Annotated in this window: 23 protein-coding genes; 11 read left to right on the top strand and 12 right to left on the bottom strand. The window is 72.7% G+C overall.

Annotated elements, in window-relative coordinates:
- The first annotated feature begins 97 nt into the window (after nucleotides 1-97).
- Complete coding sequence (locus ACIQ7D_RS22015) at nucleotides 98-1,162, top strand: lytic polysaccharide monooxygenase (RefSeq protein ID WP_403939995.1); 1,065 nt, start codon at nucleotides 98-100, stop codon at nucleotides 1,160-1,162.
- Nucleotides 1,163-1,283: 121 nt separating this feature from the next.
- Here the strand turns inward: ACIQ7D_RS22015 and ACIQ7D_RS22010 are convergent, their stop codons facing one another.
- A complete protein-coding gene (locus tag ACIQ7D_RS22010) occupies nucleotides 1,284-1,832 on the bottom strand; it encodes an FHA domain-containing protein (RefSeq protein ID WP_403939993.1) in 549 nt (182 codons plus the stop codon).
- A gap of 170 nt (nucleotides 1,833-2,002) precedes the next feature.
- Here ACIQ7D_RS22010 and treZ point away from each other — a divergent pair, with 170 nt between their 5' ends.
- From treZ to ACIQ7D_RS21995, 3 genes are all read left to right on the top strand, one after another.
- On the top strand, nucleotides 2,003-3,859 hold the full coding sequence (gene treZ, locus ACIQ7D_RS22005) for a malto-oligosyltrehalose trehalohydrolase (protein ID WP_403939991.1): 1,857 nt from the start codon (nucleotides 2,003-2,005) through the stop codon (nucleotides 3,857-3,859).
- Between the two features lie 108 nt (nucleotides 3,860-3,967).
- Nucleotides 3,968-4,471 (top strand): helix-turn-helix domain-containing protein, encoded by a 504-nt coding sequence (locus tag ACIQ7D_RS22000; protein WP_403939989.1) that lies wholly within the window; start codon nucleotides 3,968-3,970, stop codon nucleotides 4,469-4,471.
- Nucleotides 4,464-4,826: a DUF4180 domain-containing protein gene (locus ACIQ7D_RS21995; protein ID WP_403939988.1), complete on the top strand. Its 363-nt coding sequence runs from the start codon at nucleotides 4,464-4,466 to the stop codon at nucleotides 4,824-4,826. Before ACIQ7D_RS22000 ends, ACIQ7D_RS21995 begins: the two co-directional genes overlap by 8 nt.
- Here the strand turns inward: ACIQ7D_RS21995 and ACIQ7D_RS21990 are convergent.
- The 3 genes from ACIQ7D_RS21990 to ACIQ7D_RS21980 all read right to left on the bottom strand — a co-directional run bounded on the left by ACIQ7D_RS21990 (nucleotide 4,823) and on the right by ACIQ7D_RS21980 (nucleotide 8,083).
- Nucleotides 4,823-5,593, bottom strand: a complete 771-nt coding sequence (locus tag ACIQ7D_RS21990; protein ID WP_403939986.1) for a class I SAM-dependent methyltransferase — start codon at nucleotides 5,591-5,593, stop codon at nucleotides 4,823-4,825. The genes ACIQ7D_RS21995 and ACIQ7D_RS21990 overlap by 4 nt on opposite strands.
- Before the next feature lie 198 nt (nucleotides 5,594-5,791).
- Entirely contained in the window at nucleotides 5,792-6,946 is a 1,155-nt protein-coding gene (locus ACIQ7D_RS21985; RefSeq protein ID WP_403939985.1) for a M24 family metallopeptidase, read from the bottom strand.
- Between the two features lie 168 nt (nucleotides 6,947-7,114).
- The gene (locus tag ACIQ7D_RS21980) at nucleotides 7,115-8,083 is read right to left on the bottom strand and encodes a hypothetical protein (protein ID WP_403940037.1); all 969 of its coding nucleotides are present in this window, start codon (nucleotides 8,081-8,083) and stop codon (nucleotides 7,115-7,117) included.
- A gap of 227 nt (nucleotides 8,084-8,310) precedes the next feature.
- Here ACIQ7D_RS21980 and ACIQ7D_RS21975 point away from each other — a divergent pair, with 227 nt between their 5' ends.
- Nucleotides 8,311-8,715: a VOC family protein gene (locus ACIQ7D_RS21975; RefSeq protein ID WP_403939983.1), complete on the top strand. Its 405-nt coding sequence runs from the start codon at nucleotides 8,311-8,313 to the stop codon at nucleotides 8,713-8,715.
- Between the two features lie 135 nt (nucleotides 8,716-8,850).
- Entirely contained in the window at nucleotides 8,851-11,376 is a 2,526-nt protein-coding gene (locus ACIQ7D_RS21970; RefSeq protein ID WP_403939981.1) for a GTPase-associated protein 1-related protein, read from the top strand.
- A 102-nt stretch (nucleotides 11,377-11,478) separates the two neighbouring features.
- Here ACIQ7D_RS21970 and msrB read toward each other — a convergent pair whose 3' ends face one another.
- The 4 genes from msrB to ACIQ7D_RS21950 form a co-directional block, all read right to left on the bottom strand.
- Nucleotides 11,479-11,886 carry a peptide-methionine (R)-S-oxide reductase MsrB gene (gene msrB, locus ACIQ7D_RS21965; RefSeq protein WP_403939979.1) on the bottom strand — a complete coding sequence of 136 codons (408 nt, stop codon included), beginning with the start codon at nucleotides 11,884-11,886 and terminating at the stop codon, nucleotides 11,479-11,481.
- 52 nt (nucleotides 11,887-11,938) lie between these two features.
- A complete protein-coding gene (murC, locus tag ACIQ7D_RS21960) occupies nucleotides 11,939-13,354 on the bottom strand; it encodes a UDP-N-acetylmuramate--L-alanine ligase (protein WP_403939977.1) in 1,416 nt (471 codons plus the stop codon).
- Nucleotides 13,355-13,434: 80 nt separating this feature from the next.
- On the bottom strand, nucleotides 13,435-13,887 hold the full coding sequence (locus ACIQ7D_RS21955) for an indole-3-glycerol phosphate synthase (protein WP_403939974.1): 453 nt from the start codon (nucleotides 13,885-13,887) through the stop codon (nucleotides 13,435-13,437).
- A 180-nt stretch (nucleotides 13,888-14,067) separates the two neighbouring features.
- Nucleotides 14,068-14,895, bottom strand: a complete 828-nt coding sequence (locus ACIQ7D_RS21950) for a pyrimidine reductase family protein (protein WP_403939972.1) — start codon at nucleotides 14,893-14,895, stop codon at nucleotides 14,068-14,070.
- A gap of 37 nt (nucleotides 14,896-14,932) precedes the next feature.
- Here ACIQ7D_RS21950 and zapE point away from each other — a divergent pair, with 37 nt between their 5' ends.
- From zapE to ACIQ7D_RS21925, 5 genes are all read left to right on the top strand, one after another.
- Nucleotides 14,933-16,051 carry a cell division protein ZapE gene (zapE, locus tag ACIQ7D_RS21945; RefSeq protein ID WP_403939971.1) on the top strand — a complete coding sequence of 373 codons (1,119 nt, stop codon included), beginning with the start codon at nucleotides 14,933-14,935 and terminating at the stop codon, nucleotides 16,049-16,051.
- A 102-nt stretch (nucleotides 16,052-16,153) separates the two neighbouring features.
- Complete coding sequence (locus ACIQ7D_RS21940; RefSeq protein ID WP_403939969.1) at nucleotides 16,154-16,579, top strand: OsmC family peroxiredoxin; 426 nt, start codon at nucleotides 16,154-16,156, stop codon at nucleotides 16,577-16,579.
- Nucleotides 16,580-16,776: 197 nt separating this feature from the next.
- Nucleotides 16,777-18,141 carry an alkaline phosphatase PhoX gene (locus tag ACIQ7D_RS21935; RefSeq protein ID WP_403939967.1) on the top strand — a complete coding sequence of 455 codons (1,365 nt, stop codon included), beginning with the start codon at nucleotides 16,777-16,779 and terminating at the stop codon, nucleotides 18,139-18,141.
- Between the two features lie 120 nt (nucleotides 18,142-18,261).
- Nucleotides 18,262-19,224: a PPK2 family polyphosphate kinase gene (locus ACIQ7D_RS21930; protein ID WP_403939966.1), complete on the top strand. Its 963-nt coding sequence runs from the start codon at nucleotides 18,262-18,264 to the stop codon at nucleotides 19,222-19,224.
- Between the two features lie 72 nt (nucleotides 19,225-19,296).
- Nucleotides 19,297-20,166 carry a polysaccharide deacetylase family protein gene (locus ACIQ7D_RS21925; RefSeq protein WP_403939964.1) on the top strand — a complete coding sequence of 290 codons (870 nt, stop codon included), beginning with the start codon at nucleotides 19,297-19,299 and terminating at the stop codon, nucleotides 20,164-20,166.
- A gap of 118 nt (nucleotides 20,167-20,284) precedes the next feature.
- Here the strand turns inward: ACIQ7D_RS21925 and ACIQ7D_RS21920 are convergent, their stop codons facing one another.
- The 4 genes from ACIQ7D_RS21920 to ACIQ7D_RS21905 all read right to left on the bottom strand — a co-directional run bounded on the left by ACIQ7D_RS21920 (nucleotide 20,285) and on the right by ACIQ7D_RS21905 (nucleotide 22,814).
- Nucleotides 20,285-20,452, bottom strand: a complete 168-nt coding sequence (locus ACIQ7D_RS21920) for a hypothetical protein (RefSeq protein WP_403939961.1) — start codon at nucleotides 20,450-20,452, stop codon at nucleotides 20,285-20,287.
- 67 nt (nucleotides 20,453-20,519) lie between these two features.
- Complete coding sequence (locus ACIQ7D_RS21915) at nucleotides 20,520-21,191, bottom strand: ABC transporter (RefSeq protein ID WP_403939959.1); 672 nt, start codon at nucleotides 21,189-21,191, stop codon at nucleotides 20,520-20,522.
- Entirely contained in the window at nucleotides 21,188-22,114 is a 927-nt protein-coding gene (locus ACIQ7D_RS21910) for an ATP-binding cassette domain-containing protein (RefSeq protein WP_403939957.1), read from the bottom strand. The genes ACIQ7D_RS21915 and ACIQ7D_RS21910 overlap by 4 nt, the downstream gene beginning before the upstream one ends.
- A 22-nt stretch (nucleotides 22,115-22,136) precedes the next feature.
- On the bottom strand, nucleotides 22,137-22,814 hold the full coding sequence (locus ACIQ7D_RS21905) for an AIM24 family protein (protein ID WP_403939955.1): 678 nt from the start codon (nucleotides 22,812-22,814) through the stop codon (nucleotides 22,137-22,139).
- Nucleotides 22,815-22,883: the final 69 nt, after the last annotated feature.

Raw genomic sequence — 22,883 nt, 5'->3', positions numbered from 1 at the left:
AGAGTGCCCGAGCCGCGCTACGTTCCGAGAAATGGGAGCGCTCCCATTACCGCCACGTACGTTCACTTGTCATGATCATGCAGAAGGGACCCGCATGATGAACCGCCCCCCACTGTGGCTGTTACACCCCCGCAGAGCCGTACTCCTCGCACTTCTCGCCGTACTCCCCGCCCTGCTCCTGGTCGTCACGGACAGTCAGCCCTCGTCCGCCCACGGCACCCCGATGAAACCCGCCAGCCGTACCTTCATGTGCTGGCGGGACGGTCTGACCAGCACGGGTGAGATCAAGCCGGTCAACCCCGCGTGCAAGGCCGCGGTCGCGGAGAGCGGCACCACCCCGCTCTACAACTGGTTCTCCGTACTGCGCTCCGACGGCGCCGGACGGACCAAGGGCTTCATCCCCGACGGCCAGTTGTGCAGCGGTGGCAACACCACGTTCAACGGCTTCAACAAGTCCCGGAGCGACTGGCCGCTCACCCACCTGACCTCGGGCGCGTCCCTCGACTTCTCGTACAACGCGTGGGCCGCGCACCCCGGTTGGTTCTACGTGTACGTCACCAAGGACGGCTTCGACCCCACGAAGACCTTCGGCTGGGACGATCTGGAGTCCACCCCGTTCATGACGGTCGACCACCCGCAGGTCACCGGGAGCGTCGGCACCGTGGAGGGCGCGTACAAGTGGACGGGCAGGCTGCCCACCGGCAAGAGCGGCCGGCACATCATCTACATGGTGTGGCAGCGCTCGGACAGCACCGAGACCTTCTACAGCTGCTCGGACGTCGTCTTCGACGGCGGCAACGGCGAGGTGACCGGTGTCGGTGAGCCGGGCAGCCCGACGGACCCGCCGACCGACCCGACGGCCACCTGCACCGCCACCCGGAAGACCACCGGCACCTGGACGGGCGGCTACCAGGCCGAGATCACCGTCAAGAACACCGGCGCCAACCCGATCCTGGGCTGGATGGTCGAGTTCACCCTGCCGACCGGCCAGAAGGTCGACAGCCTCTGGAGCGGCAACGCCACGTACGGCGGCCAGGAGGTGATGGTCCACAACGTCGACTGGAACGGGTCGCTGGCGGCCGGCGCCTCGACCACCTTCAGTTACGTCGCCTCGGGCGGGCCACCGGACACCGCCGCCACAGCGCCCTGTTCCGTGCACTGACCCGGGCGCGCGCGGTCACCACAGGCACCACCCGCACACTCCGGCCCGGCCCCCACCCGGACGCCGGACGGCACCCGGCCCGCCGTCACACCCCCCACACCGGGCGGCGGGCCGGGCTCGCTCAGTTCGAGGAGAGCCGGAAGCTCATCGATCCGAACGTCACCAAGTCGCCGTCCCGTACGACGACCGTCGAGGTGACGCGCCGTCCGTTGACGGTCGTGCCGTTCGTCGAGCCGAGGTCGCGCAGGACCCAGCGCTCGTCCTGCCTGCTCAGTTCGGCGTGCAGCCGGGAGACCGTGTCATGGCTGAGCCGCAGCCCGTTGACGGGGTCGCGGCCGATCCGCAGCGGATACGGGCCCGGCGACGGCAGCAGCAGTTTCGGCAGCCGCTCGGCCTGCCACGCCCTGCTCAGCCGGTGCGAGAACGCGGAGAGCCGGCCGACCGCCGCGAACACCCCGCGGGACCAGCGGCCTTCGGCCTCCAGGTCCGCGGTGAGCGGCTTCAGCTCGTCGATCCCGCGGGCGGCGAGCGCCAGGTCCGTCCGGCGCAGAAAGGTGTCGTGCGACAGCCGGCCCTGTGCCACTCCTTCCCTGAGTACCGAGAGGACACGGTCGCGCTCGGCGTCGGAGAGCCGCACGGGATACGCGGGAGACTCGAAGGAGGACGTCACAGACGTGATTGTCCTTCCGGCGGGCCTGACGTGTCCAGATGGACCGGTGACCCCGTCCGCGCCACGGCCACCCGATTCACCGTGATCACCGCGCCCCGGGCCGTCTCCCTTGCCACCATGAGAGGTGTCACCGTCAGAGGGACAGTGCCGACGACAAGGGGGAACCACCCGTGCAGTTCGAGGTGTGGGCACCGAAGGCGCAGGAGCGGGTCGACCTCCATCTGGAGGGGACCGGACGCGACAGCCCCGATCGTGGCGGCGGGGCGGGCCCCGCCGTCCTGCCCATGGAGCGTGACCAGGGCAGACCCGGCTGGTGGACCGCAGAGACGCATGCCGGGACACCCGGCACGACGGGGGCCGGTACGGGCGTCGGGCCGGGCCACGGGACAGGCGACGGGACCCGCTACGGCTTCTCGCTCGACGGCGGCCCCGTACGCCCCGATCCGCGCTCGCGCCGCCAGCCGGAGGGGCCCGACGGCCGCAGCGCCGTCGTCGACCAGGCCGCGTACGACTGGCGCGTCCCCTGGCCGGGCCGGCCGCTGCCCGGCGCGGTCCTGTACGAGCTGCACATCGGCACCTTCACCCGCGAGGGCACCTTCGACGCGGCGGCGGCGCGGCTCGCGCCCCTGGCCGAGCTGGGGATCACCCATGTCGAGCTGATGCCGGTGTGCCCCTTCCCCGGGACCCACGGGTGGGGGTACGAGGGGGTGTCGCTGTGGGCGGTGCACGAGCCGTACGGCGGCCCCGAGGCGCTGAAGCGGTTCGTCGACACGGCGCACGGTCTGGGGCTCGGGGTCGTCCTCGACGTCGTCCACAACCATCTCGGCCCGTCGGGCAACCATCTGCCCGCGTTCGGCCCGTACTTCACCGACACCCACCACACCCCGTGGGGCGCCGCCGTCAACCTCGACGCCCCCGGCTCCGATGAGGTCCGCGCGTATCTGCGGGAGAGCGCCCTGGCCTGGCTGCGGGACTTCCGGCTGGACGGGCTGCGGCTGGACGCCGTGCACGCGCTGGCCGACCATCGCGCGCTGACCTTCCTCGAAGAGCTGTCCACGGCCGTCGACGCGCTCTCCGCCGACCTGGGCCGGCCGCTGTTCCTGATCGCCGAGTCCGACCTCGGGGACCCTCGTACCACCACCCCCCGCACGGAGGGCGGCCTCGGGCTGCACGCCCAGTGGAACGACGACTTCCACCACGCCCTGCACACCGCGCTCACCGGCGAATCCCGGGGCTACTACGCCGACTTCGCCCGCGAGCCACTGGCCGCGCTGGCCAAGACGCTGACGCACGCCTTCTTCCACGACGGCACGTACTCGACCTTCCGGGGCCGTACGCACGGCCGCCCCGTCGACCGTACGAGAACGCCCGCGCACCGCTTCCTCGGCTACGCCCAGACCCATGACCAGATCGGCAACCGGGCGCTCGGCGACCGGCTCTCGGCCACCCTCTCCCCCGGTCTGCTCGCCTGCGCGGCCACCCTCGTCCTGACCGGGCCGCACACCCCGATGCTCTTCATGGGCGAGGAGTGGGGCGCGACCACACCCTGGCAGTTCTTCACCGACCACACCGATCCGGTGCTCGCGGAGGCCGTACGCAACGGCAGGCGCCGGGAGTTCGCGGCGCACGGCTGGGCGGCCGGGGACATCCCCGACCCGCAGGACCCGGCGACGCGCGAGCGCTCCTGCCTGGACCGCTCGGAACAGGCGCGCGAGCCGCACGCGGGGCTGCTGGCCTGGTACGGCGAGCTGATCGCGCTCCGCCACGAGCAGCCGGATCTGGCCGATCCCGACCTGGCGGCGGTGCGGGTCGCGTACGACGAGGGGGCGCGCTGGCTGGCGTACCGCAGAGGCGATCTGCGGATCGCGGTGAACCTCTCCGCGCGTGATGTGGAGATCCCGCTGGACGGCCTGTCCACGGGCGGCACCGGGCGGGTGCTCGCGGCGTGGGCGCCGGTGGAGGCGCCGGGGGCGGACGGGGTGCTGCGGCTGCCGCCGGAGTCATGCGTGATCCTGGCCGACCGCTGACAGCCGGCGGGGATCCGCGACCCCCGCCGCTCCATGAAACCTTCCCTATCCTTCCCTTTTTTCGCTCAGACTCTCTCCAGAGAGTAATTTGAGGTAACATCCGGACATATGGAGAGTCCCGAACAGGAGCTGTACTCGGTCGGTGAGGTCGCCGAGCGGCTCGGCCTGCACGTACGGACGGTGCGGAACTATGTCCGCGACGGCAGGCTGAAGGCCGTCAGGATCGGCAAGCAGTACCGGATCAGCCGGGCGGACTTCGAGGCGCTGACCAGCCGCCAGGACCCCGAGGACGCTCCGGGGGCCGAGCCGGTCCGCGGCCATGTGGAGGTGTCGAGCATCGTACGGATCGACGCGCTCGGCCCGGCCGGGGCCGAGCGGCTGAGCACCTGTCTCACGGCCGCCGCACAGTCCGTACGGGACTCCCGGGAGCCGCTGCGTATCCAGACGGTCCACGACAAGGAACGAGCCCGTATGAAGATCGTGATCCTCGGCGACGCCGCCACCACCGCCGACGTGCTGCATCTGATCGACGGCGTACTCGGCCCGGACAACGGCCTGTTCACGGAGAGCGGCGCCTCCTCCGACGGGACGGGGGAGGCGCACCGTGCCTGACCAACTCGTGGAGCACCACGGCACACCGGTGCTGGTCTGCGACCCGGCGGGGCCGCCCCTCGCCTCCGAGCAGGACGCGCTCGACCACCTGGTCGCCGCGGCCTTCCACGGAGCGGAGGTGGTCGCGGTCCCGGTGGAACGGTTCGACGCGCGGTTCTTCGACCTCAGCACCGGTGTGGCCGGCGCGATCCTCCAGAAGCTGGTGAACTACCGGCTCCACCTGGTGGTCGTCGGCGACATCACCCACCATCTGCGGGCGAGCACGGCCCTGCCCGACCTCGTCCGTGAGTCGAACCGCGGCCGGCATGTCTGGTTCGTGGCCGATCTGGACGAACTCGCCGCCCGCCTCGCCTAGACGAGGGAGCCGGACGCGGGGCGGCGGAACAGGGCCGTCCAGAGGAAGGGTTCGCCGAAGCGGGGCGAGCCGGGCGGCTCGTCGCGCATGCGGCGCAGCTCGACCTCCGTGAGGCCGGCGAAGATCCGGCGCAGCGACTCCGGTGTGTACGCGAGCCCGCCGTGCAGCCCGGGGCGCCCGGACCGGCCGGACGGGCGGTAGAAGGCCGCGTCGGGGAGCTCCGAGCCCATACCCGTCTCGCCGGCGGCGAAGCAGGTGAGGGCGAGATGGCCGCCGGGCGCGAGCACCCGGTCGACCAGGGCGAGATAGCTGACGCGCCGGTGGGGCGGCAGGTGGTGGAAGCAGCCCGAGTCCTGGATCAGGTCGTACGGACCGTCCAGCACGGCCGGGCCGGGCGCGAAGGCGTCGCCCTGGTGGAAACGGATCTCGGCGCCGGCCTCGCGAGCGCGCTCCCGGGCCCAGTCGACGGCCGTCACGGAGAGGTCGACGGCGTCCACCCGGAAGCCCCGGGAGGCGAGATACAGCGCGTTACGGCCAGGGCCGCACCCCAGGTCGAGCGCGCGGCCCGGTGTGACCACGCCCCGGTCGAGAGCGGAGACCAGACTCTCGTCCGGCTTCGCCACGAAGAACGGCACCTCCTTGGAGCGGTCGGCGTAGAAGCCGTCCCACCAGGTGGCCCCGCCGGCCGTCCAGCGGTCGGCCTCCGGCGCGAACAGGCCGTCCAGCAGCCTCAGCACATCCTCGGTCGTGCGTATGCTCCGGTCCATCAACTCCGCTTCCCTCATGGGGAGTACGGTGTCACCGGGCAGCGTGGAACACCAGGTCGGACCCGGTTTCGCGAAGGACGCGGCACCGCGTGGGCGGGGGCCGGGCGGCCGATCGGGACGCGGAGACCCCCGTACCCCCGCCCGCCCGTGAAACCACCTCCGTACCCCCGCCGATCCCGGTCAGGGGCCGCTTTCCGCCTACTCCACGATCGCCATCTCGCGCGGGGTGTTGTTGAGCCGGCGGCCGCCATCCTCCGTGACCGTGACGATGTCCTCGATCCGGACCCCGAAGCGCCCCGGCAGATAGACACCCGGCTCGACCGAGAAGCACATGCCCGGCACCATCGGCCGCTCCTCGCCCTCGATCATGTACGGCGGCTCGTGCGTGGTGACGCCGATGCCGTGGCCGGTGCGGTGGATGAAGTACGCGCCGTACCCGGCGTCCGCGATGACCGCGCGGGCCGCCCGGTCGACCTCCTGGCAGGCGGCCCCGGGCCGTACCGCCTCGAACCCGGCCTGCTGCGCCGCCCGTACGACATCGTGCACGCGCCGCTCCTCGGCGGTCGGCTCGCCGACATGGACGGTCCGGGTGGTGTCGGAGCCGTACCCGTACGTGAGCCCGCCGAAGTCCAGGACGACCATGTCGCCGCGCTCGATGACCCGTTCGCCGGCCTCGTGGTGCGGATCGGCGCCGTTGGGGCCCGACCCGACGACGGTGAAGTCGACCTGGGAGTGGCCGTGTTCCCGCAGAAGGCGGGCGAGGTCCGCCGCCACGTCGGTCTCGCGGCGGCCGGCGAACCGGACCTTCAGGATCGCGTCGTACGCGGCGTCGGCCGCCGCGCCCGCCGCCGCGATCCGCTCCAGCTCCCGCGCGTCCTTGACCGCGCGCAGCATCGGCAGCCCCTCGGTCAGCGCCACGTACGAGGTGCCGGGCAGCGTCCGCTGGAGTGCGAGCAGATGCATCGCCCAGGCGTTGTCGCTGACGCCGAACCGGCCCGCCGGGTCGAGCAGCGGGGCCGCCACGCCGTACGGGTCCGTGCCGTCCGTCCAGTCGCGCAGGGTGAGCGCGGGCGCCCCGGCGGCCCGGGCGGCGTCCGGCGCCTCCAGGGCGGGGACCACGAGGACGGGGTCCTGCCCCGCGGCGATGACGAGCAGGGTGAGCCGCTCGGTGTCGGCGGTCGGCCGGTAGCCGGTGAGGTGGACGAGGTCGGGCCCGGGGGCGACGAGCAGCCCCGCGAGGCCGGCGCCGGCGGCGGCCTCGGCGGCACGGGCCATCCGGGCGCGGTAGTCGTCCGTGGTGAAGGGCGGCGGGGCGGCGGACAGAGGGGTGGCGGACGGCGGGGTGACGGGCATGCGGTCTCCTTCTTCGGTCTCCATACGGGCGCGGGGGCGGCCTCCGCCGCCCCGCTCCGGTGGCGTGGCTCCGGTGGCGCGGGCGCCGATCGCGCGGGCTCGGGCGAGGCGGGCCAAGGCGAGATGGGCTCAGGCAGCGCGGACTTCGGTGGCGCCGGCCCCGGAGCGCTACCCCGGTGGCATCCGCCCCTCCGGGTCCAGCCGTTCCAGCAGTTCCTGGAAGTCGTCACCGACGACGATCCGCAGCCCCTCACCGTCGTCGTCCGCCTCGCTGAGCTGCGTGAGCGTACCGCCGCGCCACCAGTAGACGTACGGGGTGATGGCGCCCGGCGTGTCCTCGTACCCGGAGGCGGCGAACGACGCCATCGCGTTCAGCGACGGGATCATCGTCAGGTCGCGGATGACATGGAAGGCGAGCTGATGCCGGAACGGCAGCGCGACGAGCGCCCCGTCCGGCCCGATCCGCTCGCCGGTGACCCGCCGGACGACCGTCTCCAGGGCGAGGACACGGCTGGCTGTGTAGAAGGAGTCGCCGAGGATCACCTCGAACCGCATCCCGTCGGCGCCCTTGTCCTTGACCGTCTCGTGCCCCTCGACGGGCAGCTCGCGCAGATTGCTCAGCGCCCGCTCCCGGAGGTCCCTGACCTCGCCCAGCGGCTCCAGCGCCTCGTCGGTGAGCATCATGACGCTCTCCGGCAGATCGAGCGCGAGCACTTCGTAGAGCCCGGGGGCGACCGAGCGCGCGTATCCGAACGTCTGGGCGTCGAGGCCGTCCTCGCTGATCACCCGGGGGTAGAGCTGGGCGCGGATCTGCTCGGGCGGCAGGGTGTCGAGCGCGGACGGGCCGTCCATGGTGCGCAGCACCATGCCCGCGTGTCTGCGCGCGAGATCGCCCCAGACGCGGGGCCCGCGGTCGTCGTTGTGGCACACCGCGGCGAGGTTGCCCAGGCCGAACTGGCGACCCGCGCTGTCGGTCACCATGTCCGCGTAGAGCGTGACCTCCAGACCGTGCTCCGCGAACGCCTCGCGGACCTGGCCGCGGAAGAGCGCGGCCTCGTCCACCGAGAAGAACGAGAACGCGGGGTCCCGGGGCGTGTCACGTCCGTCACGCCTCGGCCCTCGCCGGAACAGCCCCACCACCATCGCCTCCGCCCGTTTGCGCCCCGCGTCGAAACTGTCCCGCCCGCTCCCCCGGAAAACGCGGGGGACCCGGTGACCGCCAGGGGCCCCGATGGATCCCGGGACGGATCCCGGGTGATCGGACTTCCGATGCTAGTCCTCAGCTATGACAACGCGGCGGGCGCGGTGCGCGGGGCCTCGCGGACCGCCTTGCCCGAAGATGGTCATACGTATAACTTCTCTCCATGCCTCATATCGCTCTGGTCACCCTGGTCGTCGACGACTACGACAGGGCCATCGCCCACTACACGCAAGCCCTCGGCTTCGAACTGGTCGAGGACACCGACCGCGGCGACGGCTCCCGCTGGGTCGTGGTCCGCCCGCGCGCGCTCGACGGAACCACCGGCGGGGCGGGCACCGGGCTGCTGCTCGGCCGCGCCAGGGACGACGCCCAGCGCGCGAGCATCGGCGCGCAGACGGGCGGCCGGGTCGGCTTCTTCCTGTACACCGACGACTTCGCCCGCGACCACGCCCGGATGACCGCCGCCGGGGTCCGCTTCGTACAGGAGACCCGTCACGAGCCGTACGGAACGGTCGCGGTCTTCGAGGACCTGTACGGGAACCTCTGGGACCTGCTCCAGCCCGCGTAGTCCAGGCCCGGTCACGGGGTCGGTGCGCGCGGTTCCTCGCGGGGCGGTACCTTCGTGCTGCCGAAATCCGGCGCGCCCTCGCCGGGTTCACGGCGGGCGCGGGCCGGACCAGCCAGGAACGAAGGGGGCCGGCCCATGGGCCTGGCGCAGTTGCACTACACCTCGGCCCCACCGGGCCAGGACGGGCCGGGCTCCGGCTTCGTCGCCGTCACTCCCGGCATACCCGGGCCGCTGCTGGACGAGGTGGAGCGGCTGATCGGGTACGAGCCACCCGAGAGCGCACCGCCGCACCCCACGGCCGCCGAACTCGCCGCCTTCCCACAGGCGTTCAACCACAGCGTGCTCTCGGACGGCAGCCGGCTCCTGGCCCGTACGGTCCGTACCGCGACCGGCACGGACACGGGCGCGGGTACGGGGACGGGGGCTGGCGCCACCGTCTCGCACACCCATGCCGTCCTGCTGCCCGCCGGCACCGGGCTGCCCGGCGGCGGTCTGCCGATCTCCGCCTGGAACTCCGTGCGTTGGGCGGACCGCGCACCCGGGAGCGGGACACCGGCGCCGCTGGAGGACCTGCCACCGCTGGGGCTCTTCGGCCGGGACGTACTGACCGGGTTCGCCGCCGCGCGCGCCCCCTGGCTCGCGCGGTTCTTCGCCGGGCTGCGGGAGCAGGCCGGCACCGGCGCACCCGCGCGGCTCGTCCTCGTGGAGCGGAGCAGCGCCGACGTCGCCCAGTGGATCGCGCTGGCCTGCGCCGTCCTGCCGCGCGAGCACGCCGAGCCGCTGACGTTCACCACGTACACCCGCCGCCCTCTTGAGGCCCGCCAGCGGATCGTCGGCGTACTCCCCGACGGCGTACTCCCGGACGGCGTCCGGGAAGGGACCGAGCCGGATCGGCACAGCCTGGTCCTCGACTGCACCGGCCGCCCGCCCGCCCCGATGACGCCTCGCCCGCCCGCGTCGCCCGAAGAGGACCATGTCCCCTACGTCTGGGGCGAGATCGCCGCGCGCCTCTGGCTCGGCAGGGCGCCGGAGGTGTTCACGGAGGCGGCCACGCTGCCGGGCGGTGTTCTCGCCCCCGGCGCGCTGGCCTTCGCCGCGCTCTGCGCGGATGTCACCCTGGGCGCGGACGGCCGTACGGAGGCCGCGACTTGGGCGTCCCAGCAGGTGCGCATGGTGAGCCTCGACCGGCTGCACCGCCTCGTCGAGGCGCTTGCCGCCCCGGTCGACGACCGCCGTACGGAGGCCGAACGTGCCGCCCTGGCCCGGCTGTTCACCGCGCTCGGCAGCCGGGCACGACCGCCGGCGCCGGGCGAGGACGACCGTACCGCCGCCACACTCCACACGCTCGGCGCGCTCGTGCTGACCACGGCCGTCGGGATGGCGGACGCACCCCACGAACCACTCCCCGAGGCGGAGTTGTCGGCGCTCCCCGAAGAGCTCAAGCGGCGGCTGGCGGCCGAGCTGGCCCCCGGCCTCCTCGCGGGCATCGCCGACGACACGGCGCGCGACATCGCCCGTCCGGTGGAGCTGCTGCGTGTCGCGGGCATCCTCGGCGTGGACTGTACGGAGCTGCTTCCCGGCCTCGCCACCCGGCTGGCGCGCGCCCTCTCCGCCGATCCGGACACCGCCCGCGTCCCGGCGGTCCGTACCGTGCTGGACGACCACTTCGAGCTGCGTACCGCCCTGCTCGGCGCGCTCGACACGCATGCCGCCGAGGATCCCGCCACCGCCGCGCGGCTGCTGGCCTCGGTCGAACTCCCCCTCGGCGGGGTGCAGACGCTGCCACATCTGCGGATGTGCGCGGGCGCGCCCTGGACGCCGGAGACCGGCGGCGACGGTCTGACCGCGCTGCACGCCGCGCTACGGGCGGGCGGCGTCTCGGCGTTCACCGATCCGCTCGTGCTGCGTACGGCGGTACGGCTGGTGTGGGACGGCGGCGCGCCGACGGCCGGTGAGGCGGGACGGCTGCTCGGCGAGACGGGGTCGGACGCGCACCGCGCGGCGGGCACCTGGGCCACGCTCGTCGGGGCGGCGCTCGACAGCCCCGCCGACGACCCGGACGCCCCTGACCTCGCGCACGATCTGCTGCGCTGCTTCCCCGACCGGCTGGAGCCGCGTGTCCGGGGCGCGCTGCTGCTCCTCGACTTCCTCCGCGACCTCGGCTCGGGCCGGGCCGAACCGCCCTGGACGGAACGGGCGTTGTCCCTGCGGGCCGACGCGGAACCGGTGGGGCCTGCCCTGCTGGACCGGCTGTTCGACACCCTGGGGCGTCAACTGCACGCGCGGGAGCGGCCGGAGGGCGAGCTGTACACCCTGATCCACTGCGGCGAGCCCGCGCTGCTCACCGCGTACGCGACGGCGGCCAAGGAGCCCCGGGTGGCCGATCTGCTGCGGACGTCCCCCGCGTACGCGGCGCACTGCTTCGTGGCCTGGAGTTCGCTCCCGGGCGCGAGCGCGGAGTGGGACAGGACGCGTACGGCGCTCCGCGACAAGGTGCTGCGCCCGGCGGTCCGCGCGCTCCCCGACGCGGACCTCGCCGCCGTCGAGCGACGACTCGAACAGGAGGGAACCCACCGGGCCGAGGAGTTCCGCGCCTGGAACCGGCCGTCCACCCTCAGCAGGCTGGGCCGCCGCCTCGGCTCCCTCGGCCGGCAGCGCTGAGCCGGGTCCGGCTTTTCCCTCCCGGGCTCGGGAGGGAAAAGCCGGACAGCGGGCCCCACGTAGAGGCTCAGCGTAAACGCTCAGCGTAATGACTCGGGCAGCTCAGTCTTCGGTCGGCGCCAGCCGCAGCGAGATCGAGTTGATGCAGTACCGCTGGTCCGTCGGGGTCGCGTAGCCCTCTCCCTCGAAGACATGGCCCAGGTGCGAGCCGCAGCGCGCGCACCGCACCTCGACACGGACCATGCCGTGCGAGCGGTCCTCGATCAGCTCGACCGCGTCCGTGTCCTTCGGGTCGTAGAAGGACGGCCAGCCGCAGTGCGACTCGAACTTCGTGTCGGAACGGAAGAGGTCGGCGCCGCACGCGCGACAGGAGTAGACGCCGGTCGTCTTCGTGTCCGTGTACTCGCCGACGAAGGCGGGCTCCGTGCCGGCCTCACGGAGCACCTTGTACTCCGCGGGCGACAGCTCCGCGCGCCACTGCTCGTCCGGCTTGTCGATCTCGTACGCCATGACTCTCGCCTCTCTGGGTCTTCGGGTCCGCTCGGCCGACCGTACGGGTGGGTCAGCCTGCCAGGCGGGCCAGGATCCGCGGGCCGAGGTCCGTGACGTCGCCCGCGCCCATGGTGAGAACGAGATCACCGGGGCCCGCCATTCCCGCCACCGCGTCCGCCACCGCGTCCTTGTCGTGGACGGCCTTGACCGTGGCGTCGGCCGCCTGCGCGGCCCGGACGATCAGATCGCTGGTGACGCCCGGGATCGGGTCCTCGCGGGCCGGGTAGATGTCGAGGACGAGCGAGGCGTCGGCGAGGGCGAGCGCCTGGCCCATCTCGGTGCTGAGTTCCCGCGTACGGGAGAACAGGTGCGGCTGGAAGACGACCAGCAGCCGGGAGCCGGGGCCCGCCGCCGCGCGCATCGCCTCCAGGTCGGCGGTCATCTCGGTGGGGTGGTGCGCGTACGAGTCGATGACCTGGACGCCCGCGGCCTCGCCCTTGAGCTGGAGACGCCGCTTGACCCCGGTGTAGGTGCCGAGCGCCGAGGCGAGGTTGTGCGCGGGGATACCGAGGGCGACGCCTGCCGCGAGGGCCGCGACCGCGTTGAGGGCGTAGTGGCGGCCGGGCACGGAGACCGTGAAGGTGAGCAGGCGGCCACCGAGCAGAACGGTGACCTCGCTGGTCAGACCCCGTGCGGTGATCTTGTGGACCCGTACGTCGGCGTCCTCGGCCACACCGTACGTGACGATCTTCGCCGTGTCCGGGCCGGCCAGGGCGCGCACGCGCGCGGTCAGCTCCACGGCGCCCGGCTGGTCTGCGGAGATCACCAGTGTGCCGCCCGGGACGATCTTACCGGCGAAGGTCTCGAAGGACTCGTAGATCTCGTCCATCGACGCGTAGTTGGCGTGGTGGTCCAGCTCGACGTTGAGGACGATCGCGACCTCGGGGTCGTACTTCTGGAAGCTGCGGTCGCTCTCGTCCGCCTCGGCGACGAAGATCTCCCCGCCGCCGTGCCGGGCGTTGGTGCCGGGGCCCGCCAGGTCTCCGCCGATCGCGTACGACGGTTCGAGGCCCAGCTCGGTGAGGGCGACGGCCAGCATGGACGTGGTGGTCGTCTTGCCGTGGGTGCCCGCGACCGCGAGCGACCGCAGACCGCCGCCCATCAGCGAGGCCAGCGCGTCGGAGCGGTGCACCACCGGCACCGACAGCTCGGCGGCGCGGGCCAGCTCCGGGTTGTCGGCCCGGATGGCGCTGGAGACGACCACGCACGAGGCGTCGTCCGCGAGGTGGTGCGCGGCGTGGCCGATGTGCACGGTGGCCCCCAGCGCCCGCAGCGCCTGAGCGGTCTCCGACTCCTTCGCGTCGCTGCCCGCGACCTTCGCCCCGCGCTGGGCGAGGATCTTCGCGATGCCCGACATCCCGGCGCCGCCGATACCGATGAAGTGCGGCCGTTCCATGGCGACGGGGATACCGGTACCGGGTGCCATACGTGTTCTCCAAGGTGCGAGCGGGGTGCTGGGCAGGACCGACAGAGTACGTTCACAGGTGCCGGTGCCGTCGATTCAGCCTATTCGCTGTGGGCGAAGAGTTTGAGCACCGGTACGCCGACCTTGTGGCGGGCCCGGGACGCCCAGTCCCGGTGGAAGAACTCCTCCACGTAGTGCGGTTCGGTCAGCACGATCACCTCGTCGGCCGCGGACTCCTCCACGACGGTCTTGAGCAGGTCCAGCGGGTGTTCCTCGACCACCTGGCCCACCGCCTCGGAGCCCGCACCGCGCAGGGCCCTCAGGGAGTGTTCGAGTGCCAGTTCGGCCGGCTGTCTGGCGGCCGTGCCCTCCGGCTGGTCGCCCTCGCGCGCGGCGTCCCGCAGCTCGCCGACCGCGACGTCGTCGATGGCGCGCAGCAGGACGTCCGCCTGGTCGCCGCGGGGCTGCATGAGCACCACGAAGGAGACCGTCTCGTCGCCGTGGAGGGTGGTGACGAACTCCACGTCCTCCGGCGTCAGGGGCTTCTCGATCATCAATACGCTTGTGAACACGACAGGCGCCCTTCTGTTCCACTGAGCTGTTCCACTGAGTCAATTGAGCCACTTGGTGCACGGGCCCTCCTGACCCGCTGCGGAAACCATCCTTCCCCGTGCCCGCACGGGGTCTGAGGATAAGTCTGCCCAGCGGAAGCTAACCGGAACGGTGAATTCCGCTCATTGTCGGACGCGCTGGTACCGGGTGAAGAGGAACCCGTCCTGCTCCAGCAGGGAGGCCAGCGCGAACCGCTCCGGTACGGCGGCCCCGGGGCCGCCCGCGATGCGCTGCGCGTCCCCGGCGGTGAGCGTCGGGGAGACCGTCAGACACAGCTCGTCCAGGACGCCCGCGGCCACGAACTGGCCCAGCAGCTTCGGCCCGCCCTCGGTGAGCAGCCGCACGAGGCCGCGCTCCGCGAGGGCGCGTACGGCGCGGGCGGGGTCCACCGCGGCCCCCTCCCCCGCGACGATCACCACCGCGCCCGCCTCCTCGGCGGCCCGGATCCGGTCCAGGGGCGCGGCGGTGCCGGTCAGGACGAGCGTCGGGACGCCGGGCGCGGTGAACAGCGGGGCCGACAGGTCCAGGTCCAGGCTCATGGTGACGACGGCGATCGCGGGGGCGGGCGTCTGACCGGCGGCGGCGCGCCGCGCGGCGAACGCCTCCCGGGCACGGGCCGGCCGGTACCCCTCCCGCCGAACGGTCTCCGCCCCCACCACCACCGCGTCGGCGAGGCCGCGCAGCGTGCCGAAGATCCGCATGTCGGCGTCGGAGGAGAGGGCGTGCGACAGACCGTCGTGCTGGGCGGCGCCGTCCAGGGTGGAGACCATGTTGGCGCGCAGCCAGACCTCACCGCCCTCCTGGCCCCCGCCCCGTGTGTGCTCCGGGTAGGCGTACGCGTCGGCCAGCTCGTCCAGGCTCCACTCCCGCCCGCCTGCCTCGGCGCCGAGCGCGAGGTCAGCGGGGGTGCCGGGCGCTGTCTGATCGGTCACAGGGAACAGGCGTCGCATGTCCAGCAGTCTGGCACGGAGCATAGAGTGAGGAGTTGTGTCGTCCTCCACCACCGCCTCCGGCCACGCCTCGACAGCCGAGGCGACGCCTCTCTCCCTCTGCGCCCGCAGGCCGCGCGTCCCCGCCGACCGGCTGGTCGCGGAGATGGTGCCGCCGCCGCGCTTCGACTCCGTACGTTTCGACACGTACGTACCCGACCCGAACCAGCCGAGCCAGTCCGAGGCCGTCACGGTCCTGGACGCCTTCGCCGCCGGTCCGGGCGGTGCGCACCGCGTCGCGGGCCCGGGGGGTCCTGGGGGCTCCGGTGGCGGGATGCGCCGCTGGTTCGCACGGAAGCCACCGGCGCCCACGGGGCCGCGCGGGGTCTATCTGGACGGCGGGTACGGCGTCGGCAAGACGCATCTGCTGGCCTCGCTCTGGCACGCCACCCCGGCGCCGCCCGAGCAGAAGGCGTTCGGCACGTTCGTGGAGTTGACGAACCTCGTCGGCGCGCTCGGCTTCCAGCAGACCGTGCAGACGCTGGGCGGCCACCGGCTCCTGTGCATCGACGAGTTCGAACTCGACGACCCGGGCGACACCGTCCTCGTCTCCAGTCTGCTCGGCCGGCTGGTCGAGCGGGGTGTGGCGCTGGCCGCGACGTCCAACACCCTGCCGGGCAAGCTCGGCGAGGGCCGCTTCGCCGCCGCCGACTTCCTCCGGGAGATCCAGGGGCTCTCCGCCCAGTTCCGGCCCCTGCGCATCGACGGCGAGGACTACCGTCACCGGGGGCTGCCGGAGGCGCCCGCCCCGTACTCCGACGAGGCCGTGACCCGGGCGGCGTACGCCACCGAGGGCGCCAGCCTGGACGACTTCCCCGGGCTGCTCGACCATCTCGCCTCGGTCCACCCCAGCCGGTACGGGGCGCTCACGGAGGGGGTGCGGGCCGTCTGTCTCACGGATGTGGTCCCGGTGCCCGACCAGTCGACGGCGCTGCGGCTCGTGGTCCTCGCCGACCGGCTGTACGACCGGGAGGTGCCGGTGCTCGCCTCCGGTGTGCCGTTCGACCGGCTGTTCAGCGACGAGATGCTGAACGGCGGCTATCGGAAGAAGTACTTCCGGGCGATCTCCCGTCTCACCGCGCTGGCGCGCGACGCGAAGGGGCTGGTCACTCCGTAGGTTCCAGTAGGTTGGGGGCTTTGGGGGCCGCAAACCCCCGTGCCGGGGCGGTCGGCCCCCGTGACCGCCCCGCACCGCCGTTGACCATCGGAAGGAACCATCATGGCTACCGTTCGCACCGCTCACACGGACTGGGAAGGCGAACTGCTCAAGGGTTCGGGCACCGTCACCTTCGACTCCTCCGGCATCCCCGAGCAGCCCGTCTCCTGGCCTTCGCGCGCCGAGCAGGCCAATGGGAAGACCAGCCCGGAAGAGCTGATCGCGGCCGCCCATTCGAGCTGCTTCTCCATGGCCCTGTCGCACGGTCTGACCGGTGCGGGCACCCCGCCCACCAAGCTGACCACCAAGGCCGATGTCACCTTCCAGCCGGGTGAGGGCATCACCGGCATCCACCTCACCGTGGTGGGCGAGGTTCCGGGTCTGGACGCGGACGCCTTCCAGGCCGCGGCCGCCGACGCCAAGGCGAACTGCCCGGTCAGCCAGGCGCTGACGGGGACGACCATCACGCTGAGCGCCTCGCTCGCCTGACGGCGGCACCGTACCGGGCGCCATCCGGTGTTCACCCGGCGTCAGTGCGGAATTGACTTCGCGTCATCCCGTTGTTGACGAGCGGCGCCCCGCGCGACACCAGAGGCTCGCGGTGACCCGCATGGTTCACGTGTCCCATGTGCACGTGATACACACATGCGGGTCACGTCTCCTGTCCGCCAGCAGGGAGTTGCCTCATGTCCGCAACACGACGTCAGATCCTCGCCCGCGGCGGTGCCACCGCCGCGGGCATCGTCTTCTCCGGAGCCGTATCGGAGCTGTTCACCGGTACGGCCGCGGCGCAGACCACGGGCCTGGGTGGTTACGGCCCCCTGGTCCCCGACCCGGACGGCCTGCTCGACCTGCCCAGGGGCTTCCGCTACAAGGTCCTCTCCCGGGAGGGCGACCCGCTCCGCTCCGGCGAGGGCCGGGTGCCGAGCAACCACGACGGAATGGCCGCCTTCGCGGGCCCACGTGGCCGGGTCCATCTCGTACGCAACCACGAGAACCGCGTCACGGCGCGGATCGGCGTACCGACCGTCGACGGTCTCACCTACGACCCGGCGGGAAAGGGCGGCTGTACGGCGCTCGAACTCGACGGGCGCGACAACGTCCTCGGCGAACGGGTCGCCATCGCCGGCACCGCCGTCAACTGCGCGGGCGGGCCCACCCCCTGGGGCACCTGGCTCACCTGCGAGGAGACCGAGGACCGCGCGGGCACCAACGGCTACACCAAGGACCACGGCTTCGTCTTCGAGGTCGACGGCGCGGATCCACGCCGTACCGGAGCCGTGCCGCTGACCGCCATGGGCCGCTTCCAGCACGAGGCGGTCGCGATCGACCCCGGCACCGGCGTCGTGTACGAGACGGAGGACGCGTTCGAGAAACCGTTCGGGCTCTTCTACCGCTTCCTCCCCGAGAAGCCGCGCGGCGGCAGAGGCTCGCTGCGCGCGGGCGGGACGCTGGAGGCCATGCGGGTGCCGGGGGTGCCCGACCTGTCCACGGTCATGGAGACCGGCGCGGCCTTCGACCGGATCGAGTGGGTCCCCGTACCGGACCCGCTGGCGCGGGAGACCCCGATCCGCTTCCAGGACTTCGGCCCCGGTGGCATCACCCACGCGCAGAAGCTGGAGGGCTGTTACTGGGGCGACCGGGCCGTCTACTTCGTGTCCAGCTTCGCGCACAGCGCGGACGGCTCGGCGGGCGACCACTACGGGCAGGTCTGGAAGTACGAGCCGCGACGGCGCCGGCTCACGCTGGTGATCGTCTTCGGCCCGGACACGGACATCCAGTTGCCCGGTGAGTCCCCCGACAACATCTGTCTGGCGCCGAGCGGCGGCCTGATGGTGTGCGAGGACGGCGGGGGCGCGCAGCACGTGTTCGGGGTGACGCGCCGGGGCGAGGTGTACGCGATGGCCCGGGGGGCCAACAACGTGGGCACCCCGGAGGATCCGGAGTGGGGCGAGTTCGCCGGGGTGACGTTCTCGCCGGGCGGCTCCACGATGTACGTGAACTGCTACACGCCGGGGACGACGTTCGCGGTGACGGGCCCCTGGCGCTGACAGGTGCGTACGGGACGGCGCGCCCCGCGGCGGCGCCAGCGGTCGCAGGGCGCGCCGGTCCGTCGCATCCTCGGGTGAGGGCCCTTCGGTGCGGGGCCGACCGAGCGGAAGGGGTGCGCGGTGGCCGCGAAGGGCGGGAAGACCGGTGGAGCGAGGAAGCCGGGAAAGCGGGGGAAGCCGGGAGCTCGGCCCGGACCGGAGCCGGGTCTGCGTGAGCTGCTGCGCGTCCCCGGGGGCGCCGCGGTCGACCTCTCCGGGTACGACACGAGGGCGACCCCGGGCGGTCCGGCGGACAAGGCGGCGGGCCGGGCGGCCCTGGGCGCGCTGGCCGAACGCCTGGCCGGTCTCCAGGACCGTCTGTACGCCTCCTCCACCGCGGGCGACACGCGCCGCCTGCTGCTGGTGCTCCAGGGCATGGACACCAGCGGCAAGGGCGGCACGGTCAAACATGTGATCGGGCTGTTCAACCCGTCCGGTTGCCGGATCAGGGCGTTCAAGACACCGACGCCGCGGGAGCGGAGCCATCCGTTCCTCTGGCGGATCCGGCGGGCGCTGCCCGAGCCCGGCGAGATCGGTATCTTCGACCGTTCGCACTACGAGGACGTCCTGATCGCCCGCGTCCGCGCGCTGGCCTCCCGCCGGAACCTCGCCGACCGGTACGAGCAGATCAACCACTTCGAACGGGAGCTGGCGGACAACGGGACGACGATCGTGAAGGTCTTTCTCCACATCGGCTACGAGGAGCAGCGCGACCGGCTCCTGGCCCGGCTGGACAACCCGGACAAGCACTGGAAGTTCCAGCCGTCCGACATCGCGGACCGGGCGCTGTGGCCCGCCTACCAGGAGGCGTACGAGCTGGCGCTGCGGCGCTGCTCCACGGAGGCCGCGCCCTGGTTCGTCGTCCCGTCGGACCGCAAGTGGTACCGCAACTGGGCGATCAGTACTCTGCTGCTCGAACACCTGGACGCGCTGGCCCCGGTGTATCCGGCGGGCGACTTCGATGTCGAGGAGAGCCGCGGACGGCTGCTGGCGATGGACCCGCCGGGCCGAGCCCGCGGGGCCGATCGGGTCCCCGCCTCCTGACCTGACACGCGACTTCGGTGTGTGCGAGTGCCGTACACCGATTCCAGGTAGATCATCATATATTTTCCGCGTGTGACCAGATATGTACGCACGCTCACCGCCGTCGGCGCCCTCGGGGTACTCGGCCTGCTCGGCGCCGCCCTGTCCGGGTGCGCGGGCGCCGGCCGCGCCGCCGCCGGGCCCGCCTCCGCCGTCTCCGCCCGCCCGCCCACCGCGACGCCCGGCCCCGCCACGGCCAAGGGGCCGCCCACCATGGTCCCGGGGCCCGACGGCCTGACGCCGGTCTTCCAGCGCGGCGCCCCCGCCGCCGGGAAGACGGTGGCCCTCACCTTCGACGCCGACATGACGGCCGACCAGGGACCGCGGGCCGCGCGCGGCGAGCGCTTCGACAACCCGTCGCTGATCGCGCTGCTACGCCGGCTCGAAGTGCCCTCGACCGTGTTCATGACGGGGCGCTGGGCCGAGGAGTACCCGACCCAGGCGAAGTCGATCGGCACGGACCCGCTCTTCGAGATCGCCAACCACTCGTACAGCCACTACGCCTTCACCGCCGACTGCTACGGGCTGCCGGTCATCGGCAAGGAGCGGATGGCCGACGACGTCCGGCGGGCCTTCACGGCGTTCCGTAACGCGGGGGCGCGCAATGTGGTGCCGTACTTCCGCTTCCCCGGCGGGTGTTACGACAAGGCATCGCTGCGCGCGCTCGCCCCGGAGAAGGTGACCGCCGTGCAGTGGGACGTCGTCAGCGGCGACGCCTTCGCCACCGACCCGGACGCCGTCGCGGACCAGGTACTGGCGGATGTGAAGCCCGGCTCACTGGTGGTGATGCACTGCACGCGCAGCGCGGCGCCGGTGACGGAGGACGCGGTGCGCCGGATCGTGCCGGAGCTGCGGGAGCGCGGCTACCGCTTCGTCCGGGTGTCGGAGCTGATGGCGCACTGAGGGGCGGGAGGCCCGGCTGGCGGCGCCGTCCACGGGGTGGTCGAGCCAGAGGGTGGTTGAGCCGCAGGGACGGTTCGGCCACGGGGGTGGTTCAGTCGCAGGGACGGCCACGGGGACGTCAGCCCGAGCAGGCCGTGCGCTGGGCCTCCTGCCACTCGCAGACCGGGCAGAGGGTCGCGCCCCTGACCGTCTCCGGGTGCTCGGTCGGCTCCCCGCACAGCACGCAGTCCGCGTACACCGTCACCGCCGGTTCCCCGGCCGTCCGCCCACTCGTCCGCTCGCTCATACGGCCGAGCCTACTGGGGTTCGCTCGCTCCCCGGATCCGGTCCCGGTCCCTGCCCCGGTCGCCCGCTCAGCCGTCCCGCCGGGGACCGAACAGGCACGCCACCGCCGCCGCCACGCCCGCCACCAGCAGGGCCGCCACCAGCTCCGGCCCCGGCGGCGCGGCCTCGCCGGTCAGCGAGCCGGTCACCAGGCCGGTGACCGCGTACCGCGCCGGGGACCCTCCGATCACCAGCGCGACCAGCGAGACCACCGTCGTGGCGGCGATCGACCAGCCCCGGGCCCGCAGCAGCGGTCTGTTGCACAGCGCGCCGACGGCCGCGCCGACCAGCAGACAGACCAGCGCGGCGAGCAGCCCCGCCGTACCGGCGGACACCACGTCCACCTCGACCGTGAAGTCCGCGTTCCTCGGTTCGCTGATCAGGATGACGAGCAGCGTGCCCGCGGCACCGATGGCACCCGCGACGGCCACGGCGGCCAGCAGCGTGGCGAGATGCGCCCGGCGCGCCCCGCCCGCCGCGCCGACGACGGCGCGGGAGGCCGCCGGTTCCTGGGTGACACAGATCCGCACCAGCCAGGCGGTGACGGGCAGCAGGGCCGCCGCCGCGTATCCGAGCGAGTCCAGGATCGGCTGCCCCGCCTGCACCCCGACGATGAGGAAGATCCCGTACAGCAGGAGCGGCGGCAGCCAGCGCTGCGAGCGCAGCAGCAGGGCGATCTGATAGCTGAGCAGTGCGGTCATGAGGAGAGGCGCTCCTTCTCCGTGACGGCGGAACCGGACCGGGCGGGCCGGACCGCCTCGGCGGCCTCTCCCACCTCCCTGATGTGCCAGGGCGGGCCGGCGGTGAGCAGCGCCCGCAGCAGCGCGTCGGAGTGCTCCGCCGACACCGTCAGCAGCACGGAGCCGTCCTCGGCGGCCGTGTCGTACACCGGAGCCCCTGGCAGTCCGGCCGCCGCCTCGTCGTCGAGTACGTCGCCGTCCGGTGGCCCCTCTGCGAGGATCCGCACCACCACGCCGGGCTCCCCGTCCGGGCCGTCGGCGGGGAGCGCGCTCTCGGTACGGGGCACCAGGGCGCCGTCCACCACCCCGTACAGCGCGTCGGACGCCCCGGCCAGCCGCCGAGGGTCGTGGTCGACGAAGACGACCGTGCCGCCCGCGGCGACGCGCTCGGCGACCGCCAGGTCCAGCTCCCCGCGGACCGCCGTGTCCAGTCCCGTCCACGCCTCGTCGAGGACCAGCAGCTCGGGCTCGGCCAGCAGCGCCTGCGCGACGGCCACCTTCTGGCTGGTGCCCTTGGACAGCTCGGCCATCGGCGTACGGGCGTGGTCCCGCGCCCCGAACCGCTCCAGCCACTCGACGGCGCGGGCCGCCGCGACATCGCGCCGCAGCCCGTGGATCCGGCCGAGGTGCATCAGATAACCGGCGGCCGTGAAGGGGAGCGAGACGGGAAAGCGCTCGGGAACGAGCGCCGTGCGGGGACGGCCGTCGACGCGTCCCTCGGTCGGCGCGTCGATACCGGCGATCAGCCTCAACAGGGTCGATTTCCCACTGCCGTTCGCGCCCTCGACCCGGACCAGGGAGCCCGCGGGGAGATCGAGATCGACCCCGCGCAGCACCCAGGGCCCGCGGAGGCCGTAACGGCGGCCCACACCTTGGAGGTTCATCCGGGCATGATCTCAGCTCGCGTCAGTGCGCGGTGGGCTTCTGAGGAGTCGCCTCGCTCGGCCGTACGATCACGAACCCCTCACCCTGGAGCATCAGTTGGACGGCCTCGCCGGATCCGCCGCGGATCATCGAGCCCACGGACTGGGAGCGATGCAGGGATGTACCGAGTTGTGCGCTCCAGCCGACGACGGCATCCGTGTCGACATACACCGGCGCCTGCGCCGTGACGGGAATCACTATGGGATCGCCCTCGCAGATGACACCGAGCCTGCCGTATCCGGTGAAGACACTGTTGAAGAGACCGCCGCCGGTCATCCCCGCGCCCTTCACCGTCTTGATCTCGTAGCTGAGCGTCGGATCGAAGCAGAGCACGTTACGGCCGTTGATGGTGAGCGCGTCGCCCTGCTCCACATCGACGATGAAGCAGTGGGCCGCCTCCTGGGCGAGCCACACCTCGCCCTGGCCCTTCACCGTCATCAGCGGCAGCCCCTCACCGGTGACCGCGCGCTTGAGGAGCCCGCCGAGGCCCTGCCCCTTGCGTTCGAACTCCAGCGAGCCGCGGTAGGCGACCATCGCCCCCTGCCGCGCGAACATCTCGCCGTTGACGGCGTACTTGATCGACTTGGAGTTCTGGAGGGTCATCCCGGGCGCGGTGGCCGGCTGTGCCATGTGTTCCGTGGAGAAAAGGTCGCTCTTCATGCCGTGCATCGTCGCCCGGACCGGTACGTTCCGCCAAGAAAGGTTCGGCCAAGAAATCCGGGGGCGGGC

This window comes from Streptomyces sp. NPDC096310, assembly GCF_044763125.1.
Taxonomy (GTDB): Bacteria; Actinomycetota; Actinomycetes; order Streptomycetales; family Streptomycetaceae; genus Streptomyces.
This window is presented reverse-complemented; position numbering and strand designations above follow the sequence as displayed.

Excerpts from the sequence above, each read along its gene's own strand:
- ACIQ7D_RS22015 (WP_403939995.1), top strand. The coding sequence starts at position 98 with ATGAACCGCCCCCCACTGTGGCTGTTACACCCCCGCAGAGCCGTACTC.
- ACIQ7D_RS22000 (WP_403939989.1), top strand. The coding sequence starts at position 3,968 with ATGGAGAGTCCCGAACAGGAGCTGTACTCGGTCGGTGAGGTCGCCGAG.
- ACIQ7D_RS21990 (WP_403939986.1), bottom strand. The coding sequence starts at position 5,593 with ATGGACCGGAGCATACGCACGACCGAGGATGTGCTGAGGCTGCTGGAC.
- ACIQ7D_RS21985 (WP_403939985.1), bottom strand. The coding sequence starts at position 6,946 with ATGCCCGTCACCCCGCCGTCCGCCACCCCTCTGTCCGCCGCCCCGCCG.
- ACIQ7D_RS21975 (WP_403939983.1), top strand. The coding sequence starts at position 8,311 with ATGCCTCATATCGCTCTGGTCACCCTGGTCGTCGACGACTACGACAGG.
- ACIQ7D_RS21970 (WP_403939981.1), top strand. The coding sequence starts at position 8,851 with ATGGGCCTGGCGCAGTTGCACTACACCTCGGCCCCACCGGGCCAGGAC.
- msrB (WP_403939979.1), bottom strand. The coding sequence starts at position 11,886 with ATGGCGTACGAGATCGACAAGCCGGACGAGCAGTGGCGCGCGGAGCTG.
- murC (WP_403939977.1), bottom strand. The coding sequence starts at position 13,354 with ATGGCACCCGGTACCGGTATCCCCGTCGCCATGGAACGGCCGCACTTC.
- ACIQ7D_RS21955 (WP_403939974.1), bottom strand. The coding sequence starts at position 13,887 with ATGATCGAGAAGCCCCTGACGCCGGAGGACGTGGAGTTCGTCACCACC.
- ACIQ7D_RS21950 (WP_403939972.1), bottom strand. The coding sequence starts at position 14,895 with ATGCGACGCCTGTTCCCTGTGACCGATCAGACAGCGCCCGGCACCCCC.
- ACIQ7D_RS21940 (WP_403939969.1), top strand. The coding sequence starts at position 16,154 with ATGGCTACCGTTCGCACCGCTCACACGGACTGGGAAGGCGAACTGCTC.
- ACIQ7D_RS21935 (WP_403939967.1), top strand. The coding sequence starts at position 16,777 with ATGTCCGCAACACGACGTCAGATCCTCGCCCGCGGCGGTGCCACCGCC.
- ACIQ7D_RS21920 (WP_403939961.1), bottom strand. The coding sequence starts at position 20,452 with ATGAGCGAGCGGACGAGTGGGCGGACGGCCGGGGAACCGGCGGTGACG.
- ACIQ7D_RS21915 (WP_403939959.1), bottom strand. The coding sequence starts at position 21,191 with ATGACCGCACTGCTCAGCTATCAGATCGCCCTGCTGCTGCGCTCGCAG.
- ACIQ7D_RS21910 (WP_403939957.1), bottom strand. The coding sequence starts at position 22,114 with ATGAACCTCCAAGGTGTGGGCCGCCGTTACGGCCTCCGCGGGCCCTGG.
- ACIQ7D_RS21905 (WP_403939955.1), bottom strand. The coding sequence starts at position 22,814 with ATGAAGAGCGACCTTTTCTCCACGGAACACATGGCACAGCCGGCCACC.